General features: G+C 57.8%; 12 protein-coding genes. 7 read left to right on the top strand and 5 right to left on the bottom strand.

Translation table 11 applies throughout. The features are described 5' to 3' along the window. Positions 1-482: 482 nt before the first annotated feature. The 3 genes from PM3016_RS18400 to PM3016_RS18395 all read right to left on the bottom strand — a co-directional run bounded on the left by PM3016_RS18400 (position 483) and on the right by PM3016_RS18395 (position 3,153). A complete protein-coding gene (locus tag PM3016_RS18400; RefSeq protein ID WP_238540554.1) occupies positions 483-1,727 on the bottom strand; it encodes a hypothetical protein in 1,245 nt (414 codons plus the stop codon). Positions 1,728-1,810: 83 nt separating this feature from the next. Next, positions 1,811-2,206 (bottom strand): Ig-like domain-containing protein, encoded by a 396-nt coding sequence (locus PM3016_RS39805; protein WP_238540553.1) that lies wholly within the window; start codon positions 2,204-2,206, stop codon positions 1,811-1,813. Positions 2,207-2,688: 482 nt separating this feature from the next. After that, on the bottom strand, positions 2,689-3,153 hold the full coding sequence (locus PM3016_RS18395) for a MarR family winged helix-turn-helix transcriptional regulator (RefSeq protein WP_014370466.1): 465 nt from the start codon (positions 3,151-3,153) through the stop codon (positions 2,689-2,691). Between the two features lie 122 nt (positions 3,154-3,275). Between PM3016_RS18395 and PM3016_RS39800 the strand changes: the two genes are divergently transcribed. The 3 genes from PM3016_RS39800 (at position 3,276) to PM3016_RS18385 (ending at position 4,773) form a co-directional block, all read left to right on the top strand. Then, the gene (locus tag PM3016_RS39800) at positions 3,276-3,527 is read left to right on the top strand and encodes a hypothetical protein (RefSeq protein ID WP_014370465.1); all 252 of its coding nucleotides are present in this window, start codon (positions 3,276-3,278) and stop codon (positions 3,525-3,527) included. Between the two features lie 62 nt (positions 3,528-3,589). After that, positions 3,590-3,817 (top strand): hypothetical protein, encoded by a 228-nt coding sequence (locus tag PM3016_RS39795; protein WP_238540552.1) that lies wholly within the window; start codon positions 3,590-3,592, stop codon positions 3,815-3,817. 386 nt (positions 3,818-4,203) lie between these two features. Then, a complete protein-coding gene (locus PM3016_RS18385) occupies positions 4,204-4,773 on the top strand; it encodes a YdeI/OmpD-associated family protein (protein WP_236628487.1) in 570 nt (189 codons plus the stop codon). A 27-nt stretch (positions 4,774-4,800) separates the two neighbouring features. Here PM3016_RS18385 and PM3016_RS18380 read toward each other — a convergent pair whose 3' ends face one another. Continuing rightward, positions 4,801-5,637 (bottom strand): helix-turn-helix domain-containing protein, encoded by an 837-nt coding sequence (locus tag PM3016_RS18380; RefSeq protein WP_238540551.1) that lies wholly within the window; start codon positions 5,635-5,637, stop codon positions 4,801-4,803. 54 nt (positions 5,638-5,691) lie between these two features. Between PM3016_RS18380 and PM3016_RS18375 the strand changes: the two genes are divergently transcribed. The 3 genes from PM3016_RS18375 to PM3016_RS18365 all read left to right on the top strand — a co-directional run bounded on the left by PM3016_RS18375 (position 5,692) and on the right by PM3016_RS18365 (position 8,882). Beyond that, positions 5,692-6,126, top strand: coding sequence for a VOC family protein (locus PM3016_RS18375; protein WP_013917966.1), 435 nt, complete (start codon positions 5,692-5,694; stop codon positions 6,124-6,126). A gap of 442 nt (positions 6,127-6,568) precedes the next feature. After that, positions 6,569-6,814: a substrate-binding domain-containing protein gene (locus PM3016_RS18370; protein ID WP_148279690.1), complete on the top strand. Its 246-nt coding sequence runs from the start codon at positions 6,569-6,571 to the stop codon at positions 6,812-6,814. A gap of 640 nt (positions 6,815-7,454) precedes the next feature. Further along, complete coding sequence (locus tag PM3016_RS18365; RefSeq protein ID WP_041619167.1) at positions 7,455-8,882, top strand: cellulase family glycosylhydrolase; 1,428 nt, start codon at positions 7,455-7,457, stop codon at positions 8,880-8,882. Positions 8,883-9,659: 777 nt separating this feature from the next. Here the strand turns inward: PM3016_RS18365 and PM3016_RS18360 are convergent. After that, positions 9,660-10,064, bottom strand: coding sequence for a VOC family protein (locus PM3016_RS18360; RefSeq protein WP_014370461.1), 405 nt, complete (start codon positions 10,062-10,064; stop codon positions 9,660-9,662). Positions 10,065-10,466: 402 nt separating this feature from the next. Between PM3016_RS18360 and PM3016_RS18355 the strand changes: the two genes are divergently transcribed. Next, on the top strand, positions 10,467-26,234 hold the full coding sequence (locus PM3016_RS18355; RefSeq protein WP_014370460.1) for a non-ribosomal peptide synthetase: 15,768 nt from the start codon (positions 10,467-10,469) through the stop codon (positions 26,232-26,234). The last annotated feature ends 47 nt before the right edge of the window (positions 26,235-26,281 follow it).

Raw genomic sequence — 26,281 nt, 5'->3', positions numbered from 1 at the left:
GTTATACACACCGCTTAGAGTGTTGCGGCGTGTGGTGAGCACGGGCTGCTATGGAGACCGAAACGATCCGCATTCCGTTATTAGATAACGAGTATTGGTGGGGTGGAGCGGCCATGGCGGCACGCTGCCGCCTTTCGGCGGCAAGACGTATCAACGCGATTGTCGGAGGACAAGAACATGTATTCATTAAGGGCCGCCTCGTTTTAACAGCCTGGATTGGAATGGATATATGTTCTTGTCGGGCGGATGGACCTTATTAAGTCAGGACGAGGAAGATATGGTGTGGTCAAGAAACAATACGCACTTCCATTTAGACCTAGCACCAAATTATTTCTTTCATACTCCATATTCATTCCGACCATTTGGACTCCTGGATACGGAGTCAAAAAGCGCGAGTTTAGAGGTCGTTGACCTCCATGACTCGCGCTTCTTGGTTTATCACTGCCGATTGTGCATGCCACCATGGGCATAACTATGCTGAACTACGGTAGACTCAAGCTATGAGCCGCTGGCGAAGAGAAGGCCTGTGTATTTTCGGGAGCTTGGCTTACATAGAAGATCGTATCTCCAAGCAGATAATGGACCTGGCCGTCATGTATATCCACCCGTGCCCCCCGGTTAGATCCAATTTCAATTAGCTGCTCCTGACCCGGACGGTAAAGATGGTAGGTAAATGGCGAATCCTTAACGATCAGCGTGCCGTCTTCCCCAAGAGCATGTAGAGATACCGGCTCCTGCAAGTAAGTAGCTTGGGTGACCGTGCCTTCCGGGGATTTCAAATACGCCTGATGGTTTTCGCCTATATAGGCGAGCCATCCATTATTGTATTGATAGAATTCGGAAGGTACTGAGAATTCATCGAGGGGAATACCATACACTTCGCTAGTTACACTGCCATCCCGATATTTTTGCAAGGCCCCACCGGCATAAAACAAGATCGTCTCACCATCAGAGATAGGGCCAAATGGGGGATATGGGAAGGTAAGGAAAGGTTCGGTCTGACCGGTTGCCGCATAATACCGAAATATGGTGTCCGGAGTCATTGAGCTCCCACTCATCAGCAAGTCGCCATCATCCATGACTTCATAATTGGTAATATCGGAGCTATAGGGGCTCTTGAAGTCCGGAATCTTACGTACCTCATTGGTCTCCGTATTGATCCAATAAACAGTGCCCTCAAAGGCAGAAAGCAGATACTTGCCCTGGATGCGACTGGCGTTAGAGGCGATCGTGATGGCTGAGGAGCGATCCCATTGTCCTAAGTCGGCTTGGGCAACAGAATTTCCATTCCAACTATGAAGCCGAACAGTGAATTCCGGTTGAGCTAAAGATCCGGTTACGGCACCGTACGGGGTTAATCCGACGGGATAGTATCCGCCGGCAACCGGTGTTTCCGTACCATCGGTCCGGCTTCGGATATACAGTGAGCCCGATCGGTTAATCAGCAATCTGTTTGCATCACTGTCGACGATCTCCGCATTGGGAATTCGTTCAGCAGCGGTGAGAGCGGCTAGGGATGCAATATGAACCGTACTGCCATAGTTTACGGGGTTGGAGAGGTTATAGCTGTTCGGCTCCCAGCCGTCGCCGATGGAATAATGGATGTGCAATGTGGTGCCAGTGTAAGCAGAGACATTAAACGTACGTGAGTAGGAGTTTCCCGTCCAGGATTCTGCTATTACGGGGTCGTTCGGATTGCCATCTTCGTATATTTTGAGGAAATACACCGGGGTTGCGAATTCATCCGTGGCCTCCGAGGCGATATGAATCGAGCCGTCAGTGATGATGCTGTGCTGTTCGGGCAGCTCGATTAAGGAACGACAGGCGGGACTTCATCATGCACAAAGGGGGCGCTGGCGGTTCCAGTCTTCTTCTTTACATCTGTGGCATTGACGATTACGCTATGGGGCCCTTGGGTCAATGAGGAGGTATTCAGCGTGCCGGTCCAGGTCGAACAGCCGGAACAGCTTTGAAAGAGAGGGGCTTCTATGCCGCCGACGGAAGCTTTAGCCTCCTTCAGCTCATACTCGGATGAAATGGAGGCTTCAACCTTTAGCTGTCCTCCAACTTTCTGTTCATTCTGAGGTGAGGTGATTCTGACGTCGATACTGCTTTTCGCATTGGCTGAGAGAGGCAGCTGGAGGCCGAGGATCAGAACGGTCAGCAGGGTAAAACGTCTGGCTGCTTTTGAAAAGCATGATGCCATTGTTTTTCATCCTTCCTACATGTATTGGATACGGCGATGCGAGAAGCGATGGACTGACCGTTTCGTATCTAGAAGAATGATTTAGACAAAATCTTGATTTTACCTCCCAACTATTACGACATAAAGGAAATTTAATCAGTTTCTGGTTTTACACTAATGTATTGGTTCCTTTTTCGATGAGCATTTTATCGGGGCTGACCCAAGGCAATCTGACCTTTTGGGGACAGCCCGTTTTTTCCTACCGTGTCGCTAGTATCGTTTCAAATTAGCCCCCCCAAAAACATCCTGGATTCACACATGTTGAATACTTAAGACATCAGCTGGAACGGGGGAGGGGGGGAACATAATGACGAAATCTACTCTGCAGCCAGGCACGGGCGAGTGTTTAACATAGATGTTATTTCATGATACGAATAAAACAGGTAGCTTCTACTTCTGACAAGACCTACCTATGCACGTTATCGTAAAAAATGATTCGTTTTTTATTTTTTTAGCTTCAAAGTCTCGGTCTGGATAATACCCCGGCTCCTTTCGAAAAAGTTAAAGAGGAACCTGATTTGTTCGTTATCATACTGATCGAGCATTGCCTTCATCGACTGTCCGAACGATTCCAAATGTGACATGATTTCGTCCTCAGCCTTTTTTGTGTAGACCCGGATAATCACTTTTCTGCGATCTTCCGGATCCTTTTCACGGAAAACATAACCCGCTTTTTCGAGGCGGTCTATGACTCCTGTAACAGTTCCTGTCGTCAGTCCTGTCAAATCCGAAAGCATCCCCGCCGTTATCGGTTGATTCCTCAATATAATGTCCAAGCATTTATGGTCCGTTGAGTTTAATCCGAGCCTTTCGGCCACAGCTTGATGAAACAATATGGTATCCGTACTAAAATGCCGCAACTGTTCATTGAAAATGTGGAGCAGATTTTCCCTTTCGCTAGTTGACATCAGAGAAACCTCCTGGTTATAATTATCTTATCTCGCGAGATAAATATTTTATTTCGGAAGATAAATTTCATGGGCTCATTATAACACTTTTCGGCTATCCGAGAAAAGGAGTGTAAGAAGACATGTCCAAAAAATTAACGCAAAAGCAAAAAAACTGGTGGCTCATTTCCCATCTGCTATTTACCGCGATGTGGATAGGAGGAGGCTTTACCCAAATTGTAATGATTGTTCTGATTCACCTGACTTCAAGCGGAGAGTTCCTGCATGCGGCTCATTCTTTCATGCATATTTTTGACCTGGCTCTCATTATTCCAGGCGCATTGGGAGTGGTTATTACCGGGATTGTCCTGTCCGTCGAACACATTGGGGGTTAACGAAATATTATTGGATTATTTCTAAAGAAGTGATCTCGTTGATACTAATCGCATCAGGAGGTGTGCTCAATATTTGGGTTCAGGATGCAATTAATATTACACTTACCGAACGTCTGGATGCTCTTAACAACCCTGATTATTTGCATGATCGGCTTATGCTATTACTTTTCGGAGCAGGCCAATTGATTTTATTGGTAACCGTAGTAGGGATTTCTGTCAAAAAACCGTGGGGCAAGTGGAAAACAATTGGTTCGCCGAAGCTGCGAACCAATAATCAATTCTTGAAGTAGTCTTGGGGTAAAAAGACTCCTTGGTAGGATGTTTATGGGCCCCAGAGCTCGCCAGCGACCGGATCCAAAAACAAACCCACCTGCATCGAAGGCCCGGAATCCCTATTGTCAGGGGCTTCTAAGAAGGTCGTATCTCTGTTTTGTATTTAGTCATTATTGAAGCAACTGGAGACGATAGCTTAAGGCCTGGCATGGGGCCCCAGCCAATGCCAGGCTTCTTTCTGTGGAGAAATTGTTGGCTAGCGAACAAGAAGGTATTCCGGATCGTTCAAGTGTTTGTTAGGGACCATCATAGTTCTGCGGTTTCTTGTAATACCGCACTGATAATCTTTTGTAATATAAAGGGGGAAGGATATTAAAGGAAGTATGAAAGGAGAGATTGCTTGGTGGAAACATCCGATCCAGTGGGATTCATTGATTTTACCGACGCTGCGGACTGGGAATCGTGGCTCGCGAGCCACCACGATCGACGAGAAGAGGTGTGGCTTAGAATAGCTAAGAAGGATTCGGGAAAGGTGTCGGTCACCATCTCGGAAGCGCTTGATGTCGCACTCAGTTATGGCTGGATCGATAGTCACCGCAAAGCATTCAATGAGGCGTATTACTTGCAACGATATTCGCCGCGGCGGTCAAAAAGCCCATGGTCCATGGTTAACGTGCGAAAAGCAGAAAAGTTAATGGAGACCGGACGCATGAAGGCCCCGGGGTATGCTGAGATTCATCGAGCACAAGGGGATGGAAGATGGGAGGCGGCCTATGAATCGCAGAAGAGCGCAACGATCCCGCAGGATCTCATAGCAGCATTTGAAGTGCATGAACAGGCTAAACAAGCTTTCAGCCAGCTCGACAAGACCTCTCAATATGCAATTCTCCTACCGCTCCTGAAGGCAACATCGGCAAAGAGCAGGACAGTTCAACTGCAAAAAGCGATAACTAGACTGGAAACCATCCGATGATTTTTTCAGTGAGCAAGACAGATTGAGTTACTCGGATGCTGGGGAGCTTAGTTTCTTCTTGTATTGCAATGGAGTTTCGCCAAGTACGCGTTTGAAATCTGTAATGAAATGTTGTTGACTGCTATAGCCAAGATCATAGGCTATATCCGCCCAATCGGGATTGTCACATTCACGAATGAATTTCGCTGCCGTGAGCAGCTTATTCCTTTGGAGCTGCCACTTTATCCCGATCCCAACATAATCCTGGAAAAGCTGTTGGAGCCATCGTTCGCTTTTGCCAACCCATTCAGCAACATCCCCGACGGTCTGCAACCGGTCCGTCTCAATCGCAGTAATGATCCGATTTATGGTTTCGATGTTAGGGTCATATTGCGGGCTTTGCGCTTGCAGGAGCTCGGCAAGGGCACCGACGGCAGCATCGTCCTGTAATGACAGCGTATTTTCAATAAAAGCCTGATCCGCTTCGGTGAACACATTCTGTAATGGAATTGTCTCGTTGTGTAAGCCTGCCAGCGATCTGCGCCAAAAAGCGTGGAACGCTCCTGGCTTAAATCGAGCACCGATGATTCTGCCGTTATCCGCTGCCTCGTAATCCCGTTTATCCCGGAATGAGCATTGAATACCCGATTCGTGTGCAGACAAATAGACATCGACATAGGGCCGGTGCATGACTTGCTCCGATATATAGGGCTGTCCCGTAGCGATATTCCAACGTATGGTCCAAAAATGGTTAACGAATGGAGTTAAACAGACTGGAGGCACATAGGTTTCAAAGTTAATATGCCGCTCAAAGCCGGAAGGATCCAGCTTCCCGCCTGTTTGATAAATGTCTGCGGATTTCTGTAATACAGTAATGGTTGACACCCCCTATTATTGAAAATAAGTAATATCAATTGATCTAAAAGGAGCTTGAATAAGATGAAAAATACACCTGCTTTAAGAGGCATGGCAAATGTGAGTTTGTGGGCGGAAGATCTCATAGCCGCAAAAGAATGGTACACGAAGCTATTGGGTGTAGAGCCTTACTTCCAAAGTCCGAATCCTGAGAACCCTGCCTATATCGAATATCGGATCGGCGACCTCCAAGATGAGCTTGGCATCATTGATAAGAAATATACACCCAAGACAGCTACCTTGACTGGAACGGGAGGAGCGACGCTGTACTGGCATGTGGATGATGTTGCCGGTATGTTAGAAAAGTTAGAGGAACTGGGCGCCACGCAATACGAGCCCCTAACGGAGCGCGGTGTCGACTGGATCACGGCATCGGTCGTAGACCCTTTTGGAAACATCATTGGCTTGATTCATAGTCCGCATTATAAAGAAATTTTGAATTCCATTCAAAAAGCTTAGCCTTCACTTCAACTGGCCTCGTTATGTGAACGATGTCAGTTCTTTTCTTTGAGAAGGACCTATTATTCTTAATTTTACCGCAAAGTATGTTTTACCTACAAGTTATAGGAGGGTCTATGCGTAAGCCGTCAGCCACATACTGGATACTTGGAGTGACGAAGCACACGTTGGGCGGACCCTAGAGGCAATAACTGCTCGATGTCGAAAGCTTCGTTGTGCCTGAGGGCCGGGATTTCAAGAGCTTGCTTTTCGTGCCTCGGATGAAGAGTATCAGAACCCTGCTGATCAGACAGATGAGTGTTCGATCATGTTTCTATCCACCCAAAGCTGCCGGCTATGGTAATGAATTAGGTCTTGATGATGTCTGAGGACAAGAGCACATATTCATTAAGGGCCGCATATGTTGCGGTTTTTTCTTTTTAAGGATATATGTTCTTGTCCGGTGCTCGATGATGCCACCAAGCACCCAAATCTGATCGGCACCAGCCTCACCGTCGTTTCGGAGGAGTATCTGAAGAAGTTCCCGGACTTCCCGAAGATCTGGAACGAAGCCCGCCAGAAGGCGCTGAAGGACCTGCAGCCGAAGCCTGAGGAATACTACCAATTCCTCTCCCAGCTGAACGGCTTCACGCTGAAGTTGAATCAGAAGGCTACGCCGATCGACCTGAACGCCTGGATTGTGAAATAAAATAGTGTGCAGACAGCCGCAGTGCCGTGATCCCCAACGGTGCTGCGGCTGTCTGCCGTCAGGCGGCGGAAGGGACCTTGGAAGGGCGGGGGAAAGAGAAACGGCACGCCCTGGGTGGCACAGGCCGCTTTCTCGGGGGCAGGGCAGCATCTGTGTTCTCCATCCCTTTTTCTTGCTCCACCCCAGCCTGCATGTGTTTCCCTACGCCCGTTGACTGCCGCTGTGATGGTTGGGATCCTTGAACCCGAGTGGACAAGCCGAAACTGCAGTGTGCTTGTTGGAGGGTGTGTATCCTAAGATGAAAGATGATAAAAAGTTATTTTTGTTATAATTTATACATATCTGGTTTTGATGATTTTCACAGGTTTTGAGAGGTTTTTTGAGATAATATTCTGAAAATCGTATTTTAGGCTATTGATTTATGATAAAACGCTAACTATAATAACGATGAAACGCTTACTAGTTAGCTTTTTATAATAACAACACGCTAACTTAGTATGCGATAATCTGAATGCGTAGGGGGTGGGACAAAGAATTTGACTGCATTCTCATGCCGGAAGTTTCTAGTCTGTGTTCGCTCCATCAGCAAAACACACTTCTGTTCGATTTCAAAATTTCCATGGGAAATGGGGTAACCATTATGATTTTGACCAACAACCGCACTCTGAAGCTTTTCCTGGCGCTGCTCCTGGCTCTTTTGACCGCGATGGCCTTTACGACGATTGGCGTTCAACCCGTCTCTGCAGCTACGGGGATGTATGTAAGCGGAACCACCGTATATGATGCTAACGGCAAGCCTTTCGTTATGCGCGGAATCAACCATCCTCACGCCTGGTATAAGAATGACCTCGCCACGGCCATCCCCGCCATTGCCGCTACCGGCGCCAACTCGGTCCGGATCGTTCTGTCCAATGGAAGCCAGTGGAGCAAGGATTCTCTCGCCTTCATCCAGAATATCATAGCGCTGTGCGAGCAGTACCGGATGATCGCGATTCTTGAGGTGCATGATGCAACCGGTTCCGATTCGTACACGGCCCTCGACAATGCGGTCAACTATTGGATTGAAATGAAGAGCGCGCTGATCGGCAAAGAGCGGACCGTCATCATCAATATCGCCAACGAGTGGTACGGCACATGGGATGCCTCCGGCTGGGCCAACGGCTACAAGCAGGCGATTCCGAAGCTTCGCAGCGCAGGTCTTGATCATCTGCTGATGGTGGACGCTGCAGGCTGGGGCCAATACCCCGCTTCCATTCACACGATGGGCAAGGAAGTATTGGCGGCGGACCCGCGCAAGAACACCATGTTCTCCATCCATATGTACGAGTATGCCGGAGGGACGGCAGACCAAGTACGCAGCAACATTGACGGTGTGCTGAACCAAGGGCTGGCTGTCGTTGTCGGCGAATTCGGTCCGAAGCATTCGAACGGCGAAGTGGATGAGGCGACAATCATGAGCTATTCGCAGCAAAAGGGCGTGGGCTGGCTCGTCTGGTCGTGGTACGGCAACAGCTCGGACCTGAATTATCTCGATGTGGCCACCGGTCCTTCCGGCAGCTTAACCTCGTGGGGCAACACCGTAGTCAACGGTACGAACGGCATTAAAGCCACGAGCGCCCTCGCCTCCGTCTTCGGAACGGGTACAGGCGGCGGTACCACCACGTATGTCAAGCTCCAAAACCGTGCCAGCGGACTGTACGCTGACAGCTGGGGCCGCACGGCTAACGGCAATAACGTAGCCCTGTCGGGCAGCGGAACCAGCAACAACCAGCAGTGGGTGGTTGAGGCAGCTGGGACTTATGTGAAAATCAAGAACCGCGCCAATGGCTTGTACCTCGACGGCATGGGCCGCACCGCCAACGGCTCGGCCGCCAGCTTCTGGAGCGGCAGCAGCAGCTATAACCAGCAGTGGACCAAGGAAGATGCGGGCAGCGGCTATGTCCGCTTCAAGAACCGGGCTACGGGGCTGTATCTGGACACCGTCGGCCGGACCACCGCCGGTTCCGATCTCGGCCAGTGGGCCTACAGCACCAGCTACAACCAGCAGTGGAAGCTTGTGAATCCTTAAGTTTAGTTTAGCGCCTAGCTAAGGCTGGAGCAGAGCACAGTTAGTCAAGAACCGTCGGCAGGAATGCCGGCGGTTTTTTTGGCGTGATTGGGGCATTGGCGGGAATAGGGAGAATAGAAATTTATCCCGTTTGGTGTATATAATTTACTGGGTAAATAGCCAGTGACTGGAGATTTTTTAGTGCGTGCTGTCGGAGGACAAAAACATATATTCATTAAGGGCCGCATAAGTTGCGGTTCTTTCTTTTTAAGGATGTATGTTCTTGTGCAAGCATGACAAGAACATATATCCTTAGCCGTAAATGACATGCCTGAATACGATAAGCCACAAGAATTTTCTCCTTAAGGCGTTGGCAGCCGGTCAGCGATCGGTTGCCGACCGCCGTACGGATAGGGCGTTATGGAGTTCGCTGCGAACGAAAGGTTTTCGAAAAAGAAGGGATGTCAGAGGACAAAAACATACTTACAATGAATGCCGCCGAGTGCGGCATTTTTGTTCTATGTAAGTAAGTTCTTGACTTACATTGCCGCCAGGGACAAGAAAAAGCGTACATTTCCGCGACAGATTGCTTGTGAAGCCCAGCCAACCTGGTATTAGACCGTGAAAATAAAAAGTTGTAACTAACCTGACAGCCATTAAGCTCCCTCAAAACCAAGGCCGCTTAAGATTTTTATTTTTTGTACTGTCTACTTGACGGGGGGGCTGTTCACCATGGTTCTTCTCCCTGTTCATTTACATAACGAGCAGGCTTGAGGCCTCGCTCACTTTAACTGTCCGTCAACGGCTATCGCTGAACCGTTTGATCGCTTCCTCGGTTACCGGCGCGAAGAGGTTAACCAGATTGCCGTCAGGATCGCGAAACAGCACAGCACGGTTCCCCCACGGCATCGTGGTTGGTTCCTTTACCCACTCGTGGACAAAAGGCTTCAAGCGCTCGTATTCGGCATCGACATCGTGGACGCGGAACTCGAGAATGACAGTGTGATTGTCAGCCGCCACTGCGGAACCAGCGCCGAACAGCTGCACCGTCTGAGAGTGGCCGATCGCCAGGGTGAACGATGGCACAACGAGTTCAGCAAAGACGGGCGCGGGGCGTTCCGCCGAAACACCCATGACTTTCTCATAGAACATGACGAGACGATCCACGTCGTCGGTTATGATTCGTATAGAAGCAAAATGCATTTCTTTCTCACTCCTCTATGTTTACATACACCGAATTATAAAAAAACGCTACTGACAACAGTATGTCAGCGTTTTAACATGCGACGGTACAGGATATCGATGTCGCCGCGTTCCTCCGATCCCAACCTTAGTGCTGCTAAGAATCACCAAGTCGTTCGAAAAGCCTTGCGGTTTTGGCAGCTAGAGAAATCCACATCTGGAAACCATTTCTCCTTTTATTCACATATTTTTCATAAATTCCCTGATAGGCACCCTCTATTTTGTATGGTACAATCATGGTATTATTTGGAATATTTTATATTAAATTAAATTAAATACATAGAATGTATATTCTAGTATCGGTTAAGTGTTAGGGTTGTCTTTCAAGCGAATATCCGAAAAATAGAAGGGTGCTGGGATGGGATGAGCAATCAATTGAATCAAGAAACGGATAAGGCGGTCTGGGCTCTGACGGAAGCCCAGCGAAGAATCTGGTTCATGGAGCTATTGAACCCACAGACGACGGTAGCGGCGTTAAACAGCCTGCTGACGATCAAGGGTGAGATCCGCGAGGAGCTGCTCCTTCGGGTGCTGCATACGCTAGTTGAGCGTCACGATGCGCTGCGGATGAGACTGAAGCCGGCGGAGGGGGGAGAACCGCTGGCTTATGTCGAGCCGTTCCGCCCGTTTCCCATCGACATTCTGGATCGCTGCAGCGAAGATCATGTACAGTGGAGAGAGGAGATCGAGCTTCGCGCCCGCGAGCCCTTCGATCTGTTCCATGCTCCGCTATTCGAATTCACTCTCATTCGGACGGACGAGCGCACGATTCATGTCTTTCTGAAAATTCACCATATCATAGCCGACGGCTACTCCCTGAATCTGATGGGCAACGAAGCGGTCCAGCATTACATGGCGCTGCTGAGGGGAGAGGCGATTTCCGAGGAGCTTGCACCTTCGTTCCTGGAGCTGCTGTCCGGCGAAGAGGAGTACCTGAAGTCCTCCCGCTTCTTGAAGGACCAAGCCTTTTGGGAAGAAGAATTCCGCACTCTTCCGGCCATCACGCGAATTCCCTCGTCCGTGGCCTCCGCATCCTCTCCGAGCAGTCAGGCCTCCTATGCGAAGTACTCCATCCCGCTCACGGACGGCGAAGCCATCCGCTCCTTCTGCACCGAACATCAAGCTTCCCCCTTTAATCTGTTCGTCACCGCCCTCTGCCTGTATCTGTCCCGTATCTGTGGAGAGGAGGAAGTGACGCTTGGCACTATGTATGCCAACCGGACCTCCAAGCAGCAAAAATCGATGGTGGCGATGCTCGTCAGCACTACGCCCTTCCGGATCCGGATCGATGGTTCCCACACGTTCGAGTATGTATTGAAGCAGGTGAAAAGCAAGCAAAGCGAGCTGGTCCGCCACCAAAAATATCCCTTCAACCGCATCGTTCCCCATCTGCGCGAATCGTTCGGCTTCACCGACGCGCTGCTTCCCGTATTCTTCAATTACCATCCCATGGATTGGGAGGTGCTGGCCGAGGACGCGCCTATCCGCTACGAGACGCTTCCGCTGGGCAGCGGCCACCAGGATAATGAAATCACCGTGCATATCCGCGAGAATATCCGGACGGGCGAGATGGCGATTCAGATCGACTATTTGACGGACTTGTACGGCAGGGCGGAGATCGACGCGCTGGCCCGCCGGCTCTTGCATGTCATCCGGGAAGGCGTCTCGGCGCCCGGGTGCCGGGTCGAGCGGCTGAGCATTCTGCCTCCCGAAGAGCAAGCAGCGCTTTTGTCCGGATTCAGCTTCGGACGGGGATCGCAGGCGGAAACAGGCCCTCTGCTGCACAAGCTGGTGGAACTGCACGCCAAAAAGACGCCGGACCGCATCGCCGTTACCGAGGCGGACGGCACGTCCCGGACCTACCGGGAGCTGAATGCGCGCGCGAACAGGCTCGCCCGCACCCTGCGGGCGCTCGGGGTGAAGAATGGGCAGCCTGCCGCCATCCTCGGAAGCCGGACCGAGCTCACCGTAACGGCCGTGCTGGCCGTGCTTAAGGCGGGTGGCGCCTTCGTTCCGCTGGACGCTTCGCTACCGGCCGACCGGCTGTCATATATGCTGGAAGATAGCGGCGCCCGAATTCTGTTGACCGCGGGAGAGACCGAGCTTGTCGTACCGGAAGGCTGCAGCAAGCTGGACCTGAGGCGGGAGAACCTGAACGAGGGAGATGCTTCGAATCTGCGCCTTCGTTCCGCACCGGATCAGCTGGCGTATATCATCTACACTTCCGGAACGACGGGCAGGCCCAAGGGAGTCATGGTCGAGTACAGCAGCTGGATGCAGACCGCGCATTCCTGGCGGCAGGCGTACCAGCTGGACCTTATGGAAGTCCGCCTCCTGCAGGTGGCGGGCTTCTCATTCGATGTGTTCGCCGGTGACCTGGCGAGGGTATGGATACAGGGCGGGCAGCTCGTAATCTGCCCGGATGAGCTGCGTCTTTCGCTGCCGGATCTTCACCGTCTTCTCATCGAGCGGGACATCACGCTGCTGGAGTCGACGCCCGCCCTGCTGGTCCCGCTCATGGACTATATACATGATAACGGCCTGTCCACGGGGCAGCTTCGCCTTCTGATTCTGGGGTCGGACCTGCTGACTGCCAAGGATTACGGACGGATCGTCGGCCGCTTCAGCCCCCGGGTTCGCATCCTCAACAGCTACGGCGTGACCGAAGCGTGCATCGACGCCTCGTTCTATGAAACGGCAGAGGGAGCTTCGCTGCCGCAGGCAGGCAGCGTGCCGATCGGCAGGCCGCTTCCCCATGTCCGGATGTATGTGTTAAGTCCGGGGGGCCTGCCTCAGCCGGCCGGTGTGCCGGGAGAACTGTGGATCGGGGGAGAGGGCGTAGCCCGTGGCTATCTGAACCGGCCCGAGCTGACCGAGGAGAAGTTCGCCCGCGATCCATTCGCGGACGGCGGACGGATGTACCGCACCGGCGACCGGGCGTACTGGCTACCGGACGGCAACCTGCAATTCCTCGGCCGACTGGACGACCAGCTCAGCATCCGGGGCTACCGGGTCGAGCCGGGGGAGATCGAGTCGCAGCTGCTGCGCTTTGGCGGCATCCGCGAGGCAGTGGCTGCCGTGATGCCGGACCGTCGGGGAGAATCGGTACTGTGCGCTTATTACACAGCCGGCGAATCGAAGGATTCAGCGGTGCTCCGGGATTTTCTGTCCAGCGTGCTGCCGGACTATATGATTCCCGGCAGCTTCATGCGGCTGGAGAAGCTGCCCCTCACGTCCAACGGCAAGGTGGACAGGCGGTCTCTTCCCGCTCCGGGCGAATCCGCCATAGGCCGCAGGTTCGTCGAGCCCACGACGCAGGCGGAGCGGCTGATGGCCTCCCTGTGGCAGGAAGTGCTCGACCGGGAGCCGGTTGGCCTCGGGGACAACTTCTTCGAGCTGGGAGGACATTCGCTGAAGGCCATGTCGCTGCTGACCCGCATACAACAGGAGTTCCACACGCAGATCGGGCTGCGGGAGATCTTCCAGGCGCCGAACTTGAAGGTTCTGACGGAAGCGGCGGTGCAGGCGGCGGGCGGCGGCTATGCTTCACTGCGCCCGGTGCTGGAGCAGGCCTTCTATCCGCTGTCCTCCGCTCAGCAGCGGCTGTATATGCTGGAGCAGCTGGAACCCGAAGGACTCGGCTACAATATGCCGGCCGTGCTGTGCCTGGAAGGTCCGCTGAACCGGAAGCGGCTGCACTCCGCCCTGCAGGGGCTTATTCGGCGCCACGAGGTGCTGCGTACCTCGTTCGTAGCCCTCAACGGTCAGCCCGTTCAGCGGGTGGAGCGCGAAGTGGTCTTCGACCTCCCTTACGAGGAGGCGGCGGAAGAGGCGGCGGAAGAGGCGGCGGAAGGAATCATCCGCGCATTCATCCGGCCTTTCGATTTGAGCCGTGCCCCTCTGCTGCGGTGCAAGGTTCTGCGGGTTGCCGAAGAGCGGCACCTGCTCTTGTTCGACATGCACCATATCGTATCGGACGGCCTCTCCGTGCAGATTCTGCAGGAGGAGCTGGCGGCGGCTTACGCGGGCATGGAGCTGGAGCCGCTCAAGCTCCAGTACAAAGACTATGCGGTGTGGCAGCAGGAGTACAAGCAGTCGCCCGAGTACGCGAAGCACGAAGCGTATTGGCTGAAGCAGTACGCCGGCGAGGTGCCGGTGCTGCAGCTGCCGTGCGATTATCCACGTCCGGCGGTGCGCAGCTTCGAGGGCGGAAGCGTCGACATTGAAGCGGACGGGGAATTCGCGCTGGCGGTGCGGGAGCTGGCCCGGAAGCACGGTGTGACGACCTATACCGTCCTGCTGACCGCCTTCAGTGCACTGCTGTCCAGGCTCAGCGGACAGGAAGAGATTGTCGTCGGCACGCCTGTCGCTGGGCGAGCCCATGCGGACTTGTCCCGTATGCTGGGCATGTTCGTCAACACCCTGGCTCTGCGGACGAGTCCTTCGGGGGAGAAGTCCTTCTCCGGCTTCCTTAGCGAAGTGAAGCAGACCGCCCTATCCGCCTTCGAGCATGGAGCGTACCCGTTCGAGGACTTGGTCGAGCGGACCGTGCGCCGGCGGGATCTCGGCCGCAGCCCGCTGTTCGACGCCATGCTGGTACTGGAGCACGAGGAAGGGCCGGGAGCCGAGCTGGGCGGACTGAAGCTGAGCCCCCGCCCCTTGCAGCATACGGCGTCCAAGTTCGATGTGACGCTGCTGGTGACGGAGCGAGCCGAAGGGTTCGATATGCGCTGGGAATATGCTTCGGCTTTGTTCGCCTATGGGACGATCGTACGATGGAACGACTGCTTCAAGGCGCTGGTCCTGGAGGCTTACCGAACCCCAGAGCTGCGACTCGGGGAATACGAGCTGGTGACGGGCGTGGAGCGGAAGCAGCTTCTTGAGCACTGGGCGGGAATGCAGGAAGTGTATGAGTCTTCCTTGAGCGTTCTGGCGATGTTCGAAGAACAGGCGGCCCGCACGCCGGAGAAGCCTGCTCTGATCCTGGGCGCGGAGGTGCTGAGCTACCTGGAGCTGGACGAGCGGGCGGAACAGATGGCCGCCGAGCTTCGCCGCCGGGGAATCGGCCCCGATGTGCTGACCGCCGTAATGACCCGCCGCTCCACCGGGATGGCGGTAGGCCTGCTGGCCGCATTGAAGGCGGGAGGCGCATACCTTCCGGTCGATCCCGACTTTCCAATGGAGCGGATTAGGTACATGCTGGCGGACAGCCGTCCCGCGGTGCTGATCACTCAAGAGGAGCATCGGGAACGGGCTGCGGAGGTTGCGGACGGAATCAGCCTGCTTGTCCTGGAAGAACAGCCGACCGAGCTGGCGTCCGCTGAGCGGTCCGCCCGGACCGTGGAACCTTCGCATTTGGCCTATGTAATCTACACCTCCGGCACGACTGGCAGCTCCAAAGGTGTCATGATCGAGCACGGAAGCTTCGCCAACACCATCCAATGGAAGAAACGGCAGTACGGCTTCCGCCCGGGGGACAAGGCCCTTATGCTCAATCCGTTTATTTTCGATTCGTTCGTGACGCATTTCTTCGGCCCGCTCGTCTCCGGAGCGGCGGTCGTTCTGCTGAGCGACGAAGACGCGAAGGATTCGGGCTCGATCCGCGAGGCGATCCTGCGTTACGGCGTTACCCATCTGCAGAGCCCGCCGAGCTTCTATTCCGCGATGCTGGAGAGCATGGGCGCCGGGGAATGGCGCACGGTCCGCAGCGCGGTAGTGGCCGGAGAAGCAGTGGGGCAGCCGCTGGTCCGTCGGTTGAAGGCCATGAATCCGTCCATGCAGGTGATGAACGAGTACGGACCTACAGAGAATACCGTCGTGACGACGGCCGTGGAATTAACGGGAGAGAATCCCGTATCGATCGGACGCCCCATTGCCAATACGCGCGTTTATCTGCTCAACACGTTCGGTCGGCTGGCACCGATAGGTGTGCCGGGCGAGCTGTGCATCGCTGGGGCTGGTCTTGCTCGCGGTTATCTGAATCAGCCGGAGCTGACGGAGGAGAAGTTCACCGCCGATCCGTACGTGCCGGGGGAGCGCATGTACCGGACGGGTGACTGGGCCCGTTGGCTGCCGGACGGGAGCCTGGAGTATCTGGGAAGGATCGACCACCAGGTGAAGATCCGGGGGAATCGGGTCGAGCTCGGCGAGATCGAAGCGGCCCTCACGGGACTGCCGGACGTTAGGGAAGCGGCGGTCACCGTGCACGAGGAGGGAGCCGACGGTCCTCGTCTGTGCGCGTATCTGGTGGCTGAGCGGGCCTATGAAGCCAAAGAGCTGCGGGAGAGTCTCGCGGCTGTCCTGCCGCCCTATATGATTCCCTCGTTCTTCGCGCAGCTGGAGCGGATGCCGCTGACGCCGAACGGCAAGCTCGACCGCCGGGCCCTGCCGGAGCCGGACAGCTCCCTGACCGAAGCCAGAACGAGCTTTCTCGCTCCGAGAAACGCGGCGGAACAGGACATGGCGCAGCTGTGGGAGGAAGTCCTGGGCGTCCGCCCGGTCGGCGTTCGGGACGACTTCTTCGAGCTGGGCGGTCATTCGCTCAAAGCGACGGTGCTGGCGGCCCGGATTCAAAAGCAGCTTGGCGTGGCTGTGCATCTGAGGGATCTGTTCGAGCATCCGTCCGTAGAGGGGTTGACGGAGCTGCTTGTCTCCAGGGAAAGGAGCTCGGTCGAGGCGCTGAAGCCCGTACCGGTGGGAGACCACTACCCGCTGACCTCGGCCCAAAAGCGGCTGTTCGTACTGCGGCAGCTCGAAGGCGCGGAGCTCGCATATAACATGCCGGCGGCTTTCATGCTGACCGGACGGCTGGATTCGCAGCGGCTTGAGGCCGCCTTGCAGATGATGATCGAACGCCACGAGTCTCTGCGCACCTCGTTCGCCGTGGTGGACGGCGAACCCGCCCAATTCATCCGTGAAAGCGTCGACTTTGCCGTCAGCTATACCGATGGGGAAGGGATGGGAGCGGAGGAGCATGTGCGCCGTTTCCTCCGTCCATTCGAGCTGGATACAGCTCCGCTGATGCGGGCCTCAGTGGTGCGGCTGGCCGATGAGAAGTATCTGCTGCTGCTCGACATGCATCATATCGTCTCTGACGGGGTGTCCATAAGCCTGTTCGTCGAGGAATTCCGGGCGCTGTATGCCGGCGGTGAGCTGGCCCCGCTGCACCTGCAGTACAAAGACTATGCGGTCTGGCAGCAGAGCTATGCCCGCAGCACAGCCTACAATGCGCAGAGAGCATACTGGCTGCGCCAAATGGAGGGCGACCTCCCGGTGCTGCAGCTGCCGTCCGACTTCCCTCGTCCAGCGTCGCGCAACTTTGCCGGAGGCCGGGTGGATTTCCGGCTGGGCGCCGAATTGTCGGGTGCCGTCCGAAAGCTGGCCGCGGAACTGGGAGCCACGCCGTACATGGTGCTGCTGGCCGCCTATAGCACTCTTCTGTCGCGGCTGACCGGCCAGGAGGAGGTGATGATCGGTTCTCCGGCAGCGGGCAGGCCCTATGCGGACTTGACCGGGGTGATCGGTATGTTCGTCCAGACGCTGGCGCTGCGAACCCGTCCTGCCGGCGCGAAGACGTTCGCCGAGCTGACGGAGGAAGTGAAGCGGACGACACTGGAGGCGCTCGAACACGGCGCGTATCCGCTGGAGGATCTGATCGATGAAGTGGTCCGTGAGAGGGATCTCAGCCGCAACCCTCTGTTCGATGCGGTCTTCGTGCTGCAGAACACAGATACGCCGCCGCTCGCTCTGCCGGAGCTCGGAGTGGAGATCTACCCTGTTGCCGACCGCACAGCCAAGTTTGATCTGACCCTGCAGATTAGCGAGCATCCGGACGGCTACCATGGCTCTGTGGAATATGCGACGGCCTTGTTCACCCGGGAGACGGCCGAGCGGTGGAGCGGATACTATACGGAGCTGCTGCGCCATGCGGTCGCCGCTCCGGAGAAGCCACTCTTGGGGGTGAAGCTGGTGAGCCGGGAGACGGAGCTTGCCCGGCTGCTGGCTTTCAGCGGGATTCCGGTGCGCAGCGCACCGGAAGAATCGATTGTGGAGCGCTTCCAGGAAAGCGTCCGCCGCTACCCTGGGCAGCGCGCCGTCGTATTCGGCAGCGAAGAGCTGACCTATGGGGAGCTATCAGAGCGCGTCGCAGGGCTGGCCGACAAGCTGATCCGCGGAGGACTGCGTCCGAAGGCGTTCGTAGCCATACTCGCGGACCGCTCCGCCGGGTTTGTCACGGCCGTGCTCGGAATTTTGCAGGCGGGCGGCGTCTATGTGCCGCTGGACCCCGAGGCGCCGGAAGAGCGTCTGAGCCTGATCCTGGAAGACTGCGGTGCGCAGTTCCTGCTGGCCGCCGGAGACGCTGCCGTGCCGGCCGCCTTCGGCGGCACGGTGATCCGTTTGTCCGAGTTGACGCCGGAAGACGGCGTGCCCGCAACGAATGCCTCGGACGATGGGAGAAGACCGTCGGCCGGCGACCCGGCGTATCTGATGTACACCTCGGGGACCACGGGACGGCCTAAAGGCGTGCTGGTCACTCACGGCAGCGTAGTCAATCTAGTGCATACCGGCAGCTATGTACCGTTCGGACCGGAGCATCGGTTCGCCCAGACGGGCTCCGTCGGTTTTGATGCGGCGACCTTCGAGCTGTTCGGCGCGCTTCTGCACGGCGCCACGCTATACCCGGTCCGCAAGGAAGTGTTACTCGGCGCACAGAGTATGGGAGACTTCGTAAAGGAGAACGGCATCACGGTAATGTTCCTATCGACCTCGCTCTTTCACCAGCTCGCTGCCGAAGATGCCAAGCTCTTCGCGGGATTGCGGCATCTGATTCTGGGTGGGGAGGTGCTGTCGCCGAAGCATGCCCATGCCGTGCGGGCCGCTTGCCCGAAGCTGACGGTCTGGAATGGCTACGGGCCGACGGAGAACACGACGTTCTCGACGGCTCTGCTTGTTGGGGACGAACAGGTGTCGGCCAGCCTGCCCATCGGCCGGCCGATCGCAGGCACGACGGCTTACGTGCTTGGAACGGACGGCCAGCTGCTTCCGGTCGGCGTGCCTGGCGAGCTGTGGCTCGGAGGCGCAGGCGTGGCCTGCGGGTATTGGAATCAGCCGGAGCTGACGGCAGAGAAATTCAAGGACGACCCTTTCCTGCCCGGCGGCACTATGTATGCGACGGGGGATTGGGCGCGCTGGCTGCCGGATGGCACGCTGGAATACCGGGGAAGAATCGACCAGCAGGTCAAAATCCGCGGCCACCGGATCGAACTGGCGGAAATCGAGGCCCGGCTGCTGCAGTATCCGGGGCTTAGCCAAGCGGCGGTTCTCATCCGGCGGGACCTGGCGGAGACGGAAGCCCTCTGCGCCTATTACGTTTGCGATGGACCAAGTGCAACCGACCCTGCGCAGCTTCGCGCCTACCTCTCCGCAGCGCTGCCGGCGTATATGGTGCCCGTGTATTATACCGAGCTGGAGGAGCTGCCGCTGACGCGCAACGGCAAGCTGGATCGTTCCGCGCTGCCGTTTCCGACGGGCGGCCCGGCGGGGGCGGCGCCTTATGCAGCGCCGCGCACCCCGGTGGAGCTTCGACTGGCGGAGATCTGGCAGGAGGTGCTGCACCTTCCGCAGGCGGGCCTGCGGGATGACTTCTTTGAGCTTGGGGGCCATTCCTTGAAGGCAATGAATCTCGTATCCCGCATTCATCAGTTGCTTGGGGTTCAGCTCGCGGTCGGCGATGTGTTCCGCTATCCCAAGCTAGGAGAGCTCGCTCTCGCCGTAGAGCGGGGACAGAGGGAATCGTTCCATGCTCTGCAGCCTGTGGGTCTGCGGGAGTACTATCCGGTTACGTCCGCCCAGAAGCGTCTGTATGTGCTTCATCAGATGGAGGGGGCGGAGCTCGCCTACAACATGCCTGCCGCCCTGCGGCTGCGCGGACCGGTGTCCCTCGAACGGATGGCGTCCGCTCTGAAGACTCTGACGGAACGGCACGACGTGCTTCGCACGTCATTCGAAATGGCCGGCGGCGAGCCGGTGCAAAGGATCCGGGAGGAGGCGGAGGTGGACTTTTCCTACGGGGATGCGGCTGAGGCTTCGGAGGAACTGCTGTGCGAGTTCATTCGTCCGTTCGACTTGCACCGGGCACCGCTGCTGCGCGTTCGGCTGGTCCGCCTGTCCGAGGAGGAGCATTTGCTCCTGTTCGACATGCACCATATCATTTCCGACGGCACGTCCATGAGCGTGCTGATCCGGGAGCTCAGTGAAATTTATTCGGGCGCTGCCCTAGCCCCGCAGCCCCTGCAGTATAAGGATTATGCGGTCTGGATGGAGGGCGTCCGGCATACGCCGGCTTATGCGGGGCATCGTGCCTACTGGCTCGATCAGCTAGCCGGCGAACTGCCGGTGCTGCAGCTGCCCGCAGATGCGGTGCGTCCTCCGGTTCGCAGCTTTGCAGGCGGACGGCAGGAGTTCGTGATCGAGGCTCCGCTGGCCGGGAAGCTACGCAAGCTAGCGAAGGAGACGGGAACGACGCTGTTCATGGTCCTGCTGGCCGCTTACAGCCTGCTTCTGTCCCGGTTGTCCGGGCAGGAGGACGTCATTGTCGGAACGCCGATTGCAGGGAGGCCGCATGCCGACCTGTCCGGGATGCTGGGCATGTTCGTCAACACGCTGGCCCTGCGTTCGACTCCGGCTGCCGACCGGACGTTCCGCGATTATCTCGACGAAGTGAAACGGGTGTCCCTAAAGGCGTTCGAGCATGCGGAGTTTCCGTTCGAGGAGCTCGTCGACCAGGTTAACCAGCAGCGCGACGTCAGCCGCAATCCGGTTTTCGACGCCATGTTTGCCCTGCAGAATATGGAGGAGTCCCCTCTGGAGCTGCCCGGGGTGGAGGTGTCGCCGTACGAGATCGGCACCGATACGTCCAAATTCGATTTGTCCCTCTTCGTCTTTGAGCGGGGCGAGGAGCTGCACTACAGTCTGGAATATGCCTCCGCGCTGTTCGAATCCCGCACGGCTGCGCGGTGGAAAGCGCATTTCGAGGAGCTGCTGCACCATGTGTCCTCCGAACCGGATACGCTGCTGGGCGCAGCGAATCTGCTGAGTGAGCAGGACCGGGACGCCCTGCGTTCGTGGACCCGTGGCCCGGAAGTCCGGCTGCCGTCCATGACGCTGGACGAACTGCTCCGCGTGCAAGCGACGAAGACGCCGGATGCCCGGGCACTCGTCTCCCGCGGCGTTGCGGTCACTTACCGCGAGCTCGACCGCCAATCGGACCAGTTGGCCGAGGCTCTGCGCCGCCGGGGATTGTGCCCTGGCCATATCGTCGGCCTGATGGCCGGACGTACGCCGGAGATGATTGCCGCGCTCTTCGGCATCCTGAAGGCGGGCGCGGCCTTCCTACCGGTCGACGCTTCCTATTCGGATGAGCGGATCAAGTACATGCTGGAGAATGCGGGTACAGACTTCCTGCTGACCGATGCCGAGCGGGCGGCTCGCGGCGGCAGTTTTGGATGCGCTCCGCTGACGATAGAAGCTCTGCTGGCCGAGGAAGAGGCGAGGGAAGCTTCCTCCGCATCCCTGCCGGGACTGCAGGCGGGAGATGGCGGACGGCTGCTCTATGTCATCTATACTTCAGGCACGACGGGCCTGCCAAAGGGAGTCATGCTGGAGCACGGCAGCATGCTCAATCTGCTGGCGCATCAGTACGAGCATACCGCGATTCCCTTCGACGGGAATGTGCTGCAGTATGCTTCCCACAGCTTCGATGTCAGCTACCAGGAGATCTTCTCCACGCTGCTGGCCGGCGGAACGCTGCATCTGATCGATGAGGGAATGCGGCAGGACCCTGCCGCCTTGTTCCGCTATGTGGACGAGCAGGAGATTGAAACGTTGCTGCTGCCTACGTCGTTCGTCAAGTTCGTCTGGAACGATCCGGCTTACGAGCCGGTGTGGCCGCGAGGGGTCAAACACCTGGTGACGGCGGGCGAAGCGCTGATTGTCGGCGAGCCGCTGCAGCGTTATTTGCAGGAGCGGGGCGTGACGTTGCATAACCATTACGGTCCGTCGGAAACGCATGTGGCCACCACCTGCACGATCCTGCCTCATGCGCCCGCTCCGACCCAGCCGCCGATCGGCAAGCCCATCGCCAATTCGGAGGTCTATATCTTAGACCCTCTCGGTCAGCCGCTGCCCGCCGGTGTGGCGGGAGAGCTGTATATCGGCGGAGCCTGCGTCGGCAGAGGTTATGTGAACCAGCCTGAGCTGACACGAGAGAAATTCGTGCCTAACCCTTGGCTGCCAGGGACCTTGATGTACCGGACTGGCGACCGTGCGCGGTGGCTGGAGGACGGGACGATTGAATACGGCGGACGCTTCGACCACCAAGTGAAGGTCCGCGGTTATCGGGTAGAGCCCGGCGAGATCGAAACACGGCTTATGAGCATCGAGGGGATCCGGGAAGCGGCCGTTCTGGCGCTGCCCGCCGATCAGGGCGGTCATGAACTGTGCGCTTATGTTGCCGGCGGACGCCGCTTCACTTCGCAGGAACTGCGGGCGGAACTGAAACGGTCCCTGCCGGATTACATGATTCCTGCCTATTTCGTACAGCTGGATGAGCTGCCAGTCACCTCGAACGGCAAAATCGACCGCAGGGCGTTGCCGCAGCCGGCCGGAGGCGGAGCGGAGGGAGAGTATACCGCCCCTCGCACCGGAACGGAAGCTGTGCTGGTCCGCCTCTGGCAGGAGGTGCTCGGTGCGGAGCGGGTCGGCATTCGCGACAACTTCTTCGAGCTCGGCGGCCACTCGCTGCGTGCGATGACGCTGGTCTCCCGCATCCATCAGGCGCTGGGGATCGAAGTGCCGCTGAGGCAGCTGTTCCTGACGCCGACGATCGAGAGTCTGGCGGAAGAGCTGCGCACGGCATCCGGACAAGGATACGAGGCCCTGCTCCCTGCGGCGAAGCGGGAGACCTACCCACTGACGTCCGCACAGAAGCGGCTGTATGTGCTGCAGCAGCTGGAAGGGGCGGAGCTCAGTTACAACATGCCCGCGGCGTTCCTGCTGGAGGGCTCGCTCGACCGGCAGCGGCTGGAGGCCGCGCTGCAGGCCATGGTCGAACGCCATGAAGTGTTGCGCACCTCGTTTGCCGTAGTGGACGGCGAGCCAGTGCAGATCGTTCGGGAGGCGGCGAATTTCTCCGTCTGCTTCCTGCAGGCGGAGCCCTCCCAGGCGGAGGAGGAGGCGCGTGCCTTCCTGCAGCCGTTTGATCTTGAGCGGGCGCCGCTGCTGCGGACTACGCTGGTGAGCATATCCGGGGAGAGGCACCTGCTGCTGCTCGATCTGCATCATATCGTCGCCGACGGCACCTCGATCGCGCTGTTCGTGGAGGAATTCACGAAGTTGTACGCGGGAGAAGTATTGGAGCCGGTGCGCCTGCAATACAAGGATTTTGCCGTATGGCAGGCCGGCTTCCGCGGGAGCGAGGCCTATCGGCGCCAGGAAGCTTACTGGCTCGGCCGGTTCGCCGGCGGCGAGCTGCCGGCGCTGAGTCTGCCTGCGGATCATCCGCGCACGTCCCAACGAAGTTTTGAAGGCGGACGGGTAGAGCTGGTGCTGGATAGCGAGCTGACCGAAGCGGCGCGCAGGCTCGCCCGAGAGAGCGACGCTACGCTGTACATGGTGCTTCTGGCGTCCTACGGCGTCCTGCTGTCACGTCTCAGCGGACAGGAAGAGCTCGTGGTGGGCTCGCCGGTGGCCGGCCGGCCGCATGCTGACCTGCAGCACATGCTCGGCATGTTCGTGAACACGCTGGCCCTGCGTACGAATCCGGCGGGGGAAAAGACGTTCGCCGCTTATCTGGAGGAAGTGAAGCTAGCAGCGCTGGACGCCTTCGAGCATGGCGATTATCCGTTCGAAGAGCTGGTTGAAGCGGTCGTGAAGGAGCGTGATCTCAGCCGCAACCCGCTGTTCGACGCTATGTTTGTGCTGCAGAACACGGACAAAGCGGAACTTGTGCTGCCCGGTCTGCAACTGGCTCCCTATGACATCGAGAACACGGCAGCCAAGTTTGACCTTACGCTGTCGGTCACCGAGGAGCCGGACGGTCTGCGCTGCGTGTGGGAGTACGCGGCCGGGCTGTTCGAGAGGACGACGGTGGAACGCTGGGCCGGCGGCTGGGCGGAGGTGCTTCACCAGATCACAAAGGATCCGCAGACCACGCTCGGCAGCGTAAGTTTACTGACGGCGTCTGAGCGGGATGTGATGCTGTACGGATGGAACGCCACGGCGTTGGAGCTGCCAGAGCAGGCGACGCTGCCTGCCCTGCTGCAGGCGCAGGCGGAGCGGACGCCGGAAGCGCCGGCGGTGGTCCATGGCGGAGCAGCTTGGACGTATGGCCAGCTGCACGGCCGCTCGAATGCCATCGCCCGCTGGCTGGGCGAGCGCGGCGTGAAGCGCGAGGAGCGGGTCGGAGTACTGATGAGCCGCACGCCGCAGCTGATCGCCGGGCTGCTGGGGATTCTCAAGGCCGGCGGGGCATATGTGCCGATGGACCCGTCGCTGCCGGCGGAGCGTCTGGAGGCGATGCTTCGCGATGCGGGCATCCGCGTCGTGCTGAGTGAAACGGCGCAGCGCGGCGTGCTGGACGGTCTGCGGGAGATTCCGCTGCGCGAGGTCCTGTGCCTGGATGCGGCGGAGAAAGCGTCGGCACGCTTCGGGGTGCTGCCTGTAGAGGACGGCATTCGGCCGCCGGCGGCCGGTCTCAGAGAGACGGCGGCTGCCCTGGAGGAGGCTGCGGAAGCAAGGAACACAGCGGATGATCTCCCGTCCTCTAACAGGGAACTTTTGTGGGCTGCTGGCGCGGAACAGTCCTCCGCCTCGGCGCTGGACTTCGCTGCCGCAGAACAATCGGCGTCTGGCGTATTGCAGGCAGACGGCTCCGAGGTAGCCCAAGGCTCCGCGATGGTCTACACCTGCGCCTCGGCGCTTGACGCCTATTCGGTGGAGGCTGTGGAAACGGACGTACGGCCGGAGGACAGCGCCTATGTGATGTACACCTCCGGCACGACGGGCACGCCGAAGGGCGTGGTCGTCGAGCACCGGAACGTGGTGAACTTCATCGCCGGCATGCTCCGCGAGCTGCCGTTCGGCGAGGGACGCTCCATGCTCGGCATCACGACGGTGTCCTTCGATATTTTCGTCACCGAGAGCTGGGTGCCGCTCGCCTGCGGCATGAAGATCGTGCTTGCGGGCGAAGCGGAGCAGGAGGATGCGGGTCTGCTGGCGGAGCTGCTGGCGCAGCAACCGGTGCAGATGATGCAGACAACGCCTTCGCGCCTGCAGATGCTGCTCGGCGACGGGCGGAGCGCGGCGCAGCTGCACCCCCTGGATGCCGTGCTCGTCGGCGGGGAACCGCTGCCGGCCTCGCTGCCGCGAGCGCTCGGGGCCTATACGGAAGCGGCGGTCTACAACATGTACGGGCCGACGGAGACGACCGTCTGGTCGACGTACGACCGCGTGAAGGCGGGAGAGCGGATCACGATCGGCCGCCCGATCGCCAATACGCAGGTGTATGTGGTGAACGACTCGCTGCAGCCGCAGCCGGTCGGCGCGGCGGGCGAGCTGTGCATCGGCGGAGCGGGCGTAGCGCGGGAATACGGGGCGCGGGCGGAGCTGACGGCGGAGAAATTCGTGGAGAGCCCGTTCGTGCCCGGCGAGCGAATGTACCGCACCGGAGATCTGGCGCGCTGGCTGCCGGACGGGCGGCTGGAGCACCTGGGCCGGATCGACCACCAGGTGAAGATCCGGGGGTACCGGATCGAGCTTGGGGAGATCGAAGCGAAGCTGCTGCAGGCGGAAGGCGTACGCGAAGCGGTGGTGACGGTGCTGGCGGCTGAAGGAGCCGAAGCGGCGCAGGAGCTGTGCGCGTACGTGACGGGAGAGCGGGAACTTGCGGCTTCTGAACTGCGAGGCCGGCTGGCTGCAGTACTGCCGTCATATATGATCCCGTCGTACTTCGTGCAGCTGGCGGAGCTGACGCTGACGACCAGCGGCAAGGTGACCGCCGCCGGCTGCCTAGGCCGGACGCCGCGTCGTCGGCCGGAGCGGAGAAGGGCTACATCGCTCCGCGGAATGCCGTAGAAGCGCAGCTGGCGGATCTGTGGCAGGAGGTGCTGGGCGTAGAGCGA

This window comes from Paenibacillus mucilaginosus 3016 (genome assembly GCF_000250655.1).
In the GTDB taxonomy this organism is placed as follows: domain Bacteria; phylum Bacillota; class Bacilli; order Paenibacillales; family NBRC-103111; genus Paenibacillus_G; species Paenibacillus_G mucilaginosus.
This window is presented reverse-complemented; position numbering and strand designations above follow the sequence as displayed.

Coding starts and splice junctions, on each gene's coding strand:
- PM3016_RS18355 (WP_014370460.1), top strand. CDS start 10,467: ATGAGCAATCAATTGAATCAAGAAACGGATAAGGCGGTCTGGGCTCTG.
- PM3016_RS39800 (WP_014370465.1), top strand. CDS start 3,276: ATGTCCAAAAAATTAACGCAAAAGCAAAAAAACTGGTGGCTCATTTCC.
- PM3016_RS18395 (WP_014370466.1), bottom strand. CDS start 3,153: ATGTCAACTAGCGAAAGGGAAAATCTGCTCCACATTTTCAATGAACAG.
- PM3016_RS18365 (WP_041619167.1), top strand. CDS start 7,455: ATGATTTTGACCAACAACCGCACTCTGAAGCTTTTCCTGGCGCTGCTC.
- PM3016_RS18375 (WP_013917966.1), top strand. CDS start 5,692: ATGAAAAATACACCTGCTTTAAGAGGCATGGCAAATGTGAGTTTGTGG.
- PM3016_RS39805 (WP_238540553.1), bottom strand. CDS start 2,206: ATGGCATCATGCTTTTCAAAAGCAGCCAGACGTTTTACCCTGCTGACC.
- PM3016_RS18360 (WP_014370461.1), bottom strand. CDS start 10,064: ATGCATTTTGCTTCTATACGAATCATAACCGACGACGTGGATCGTCTC.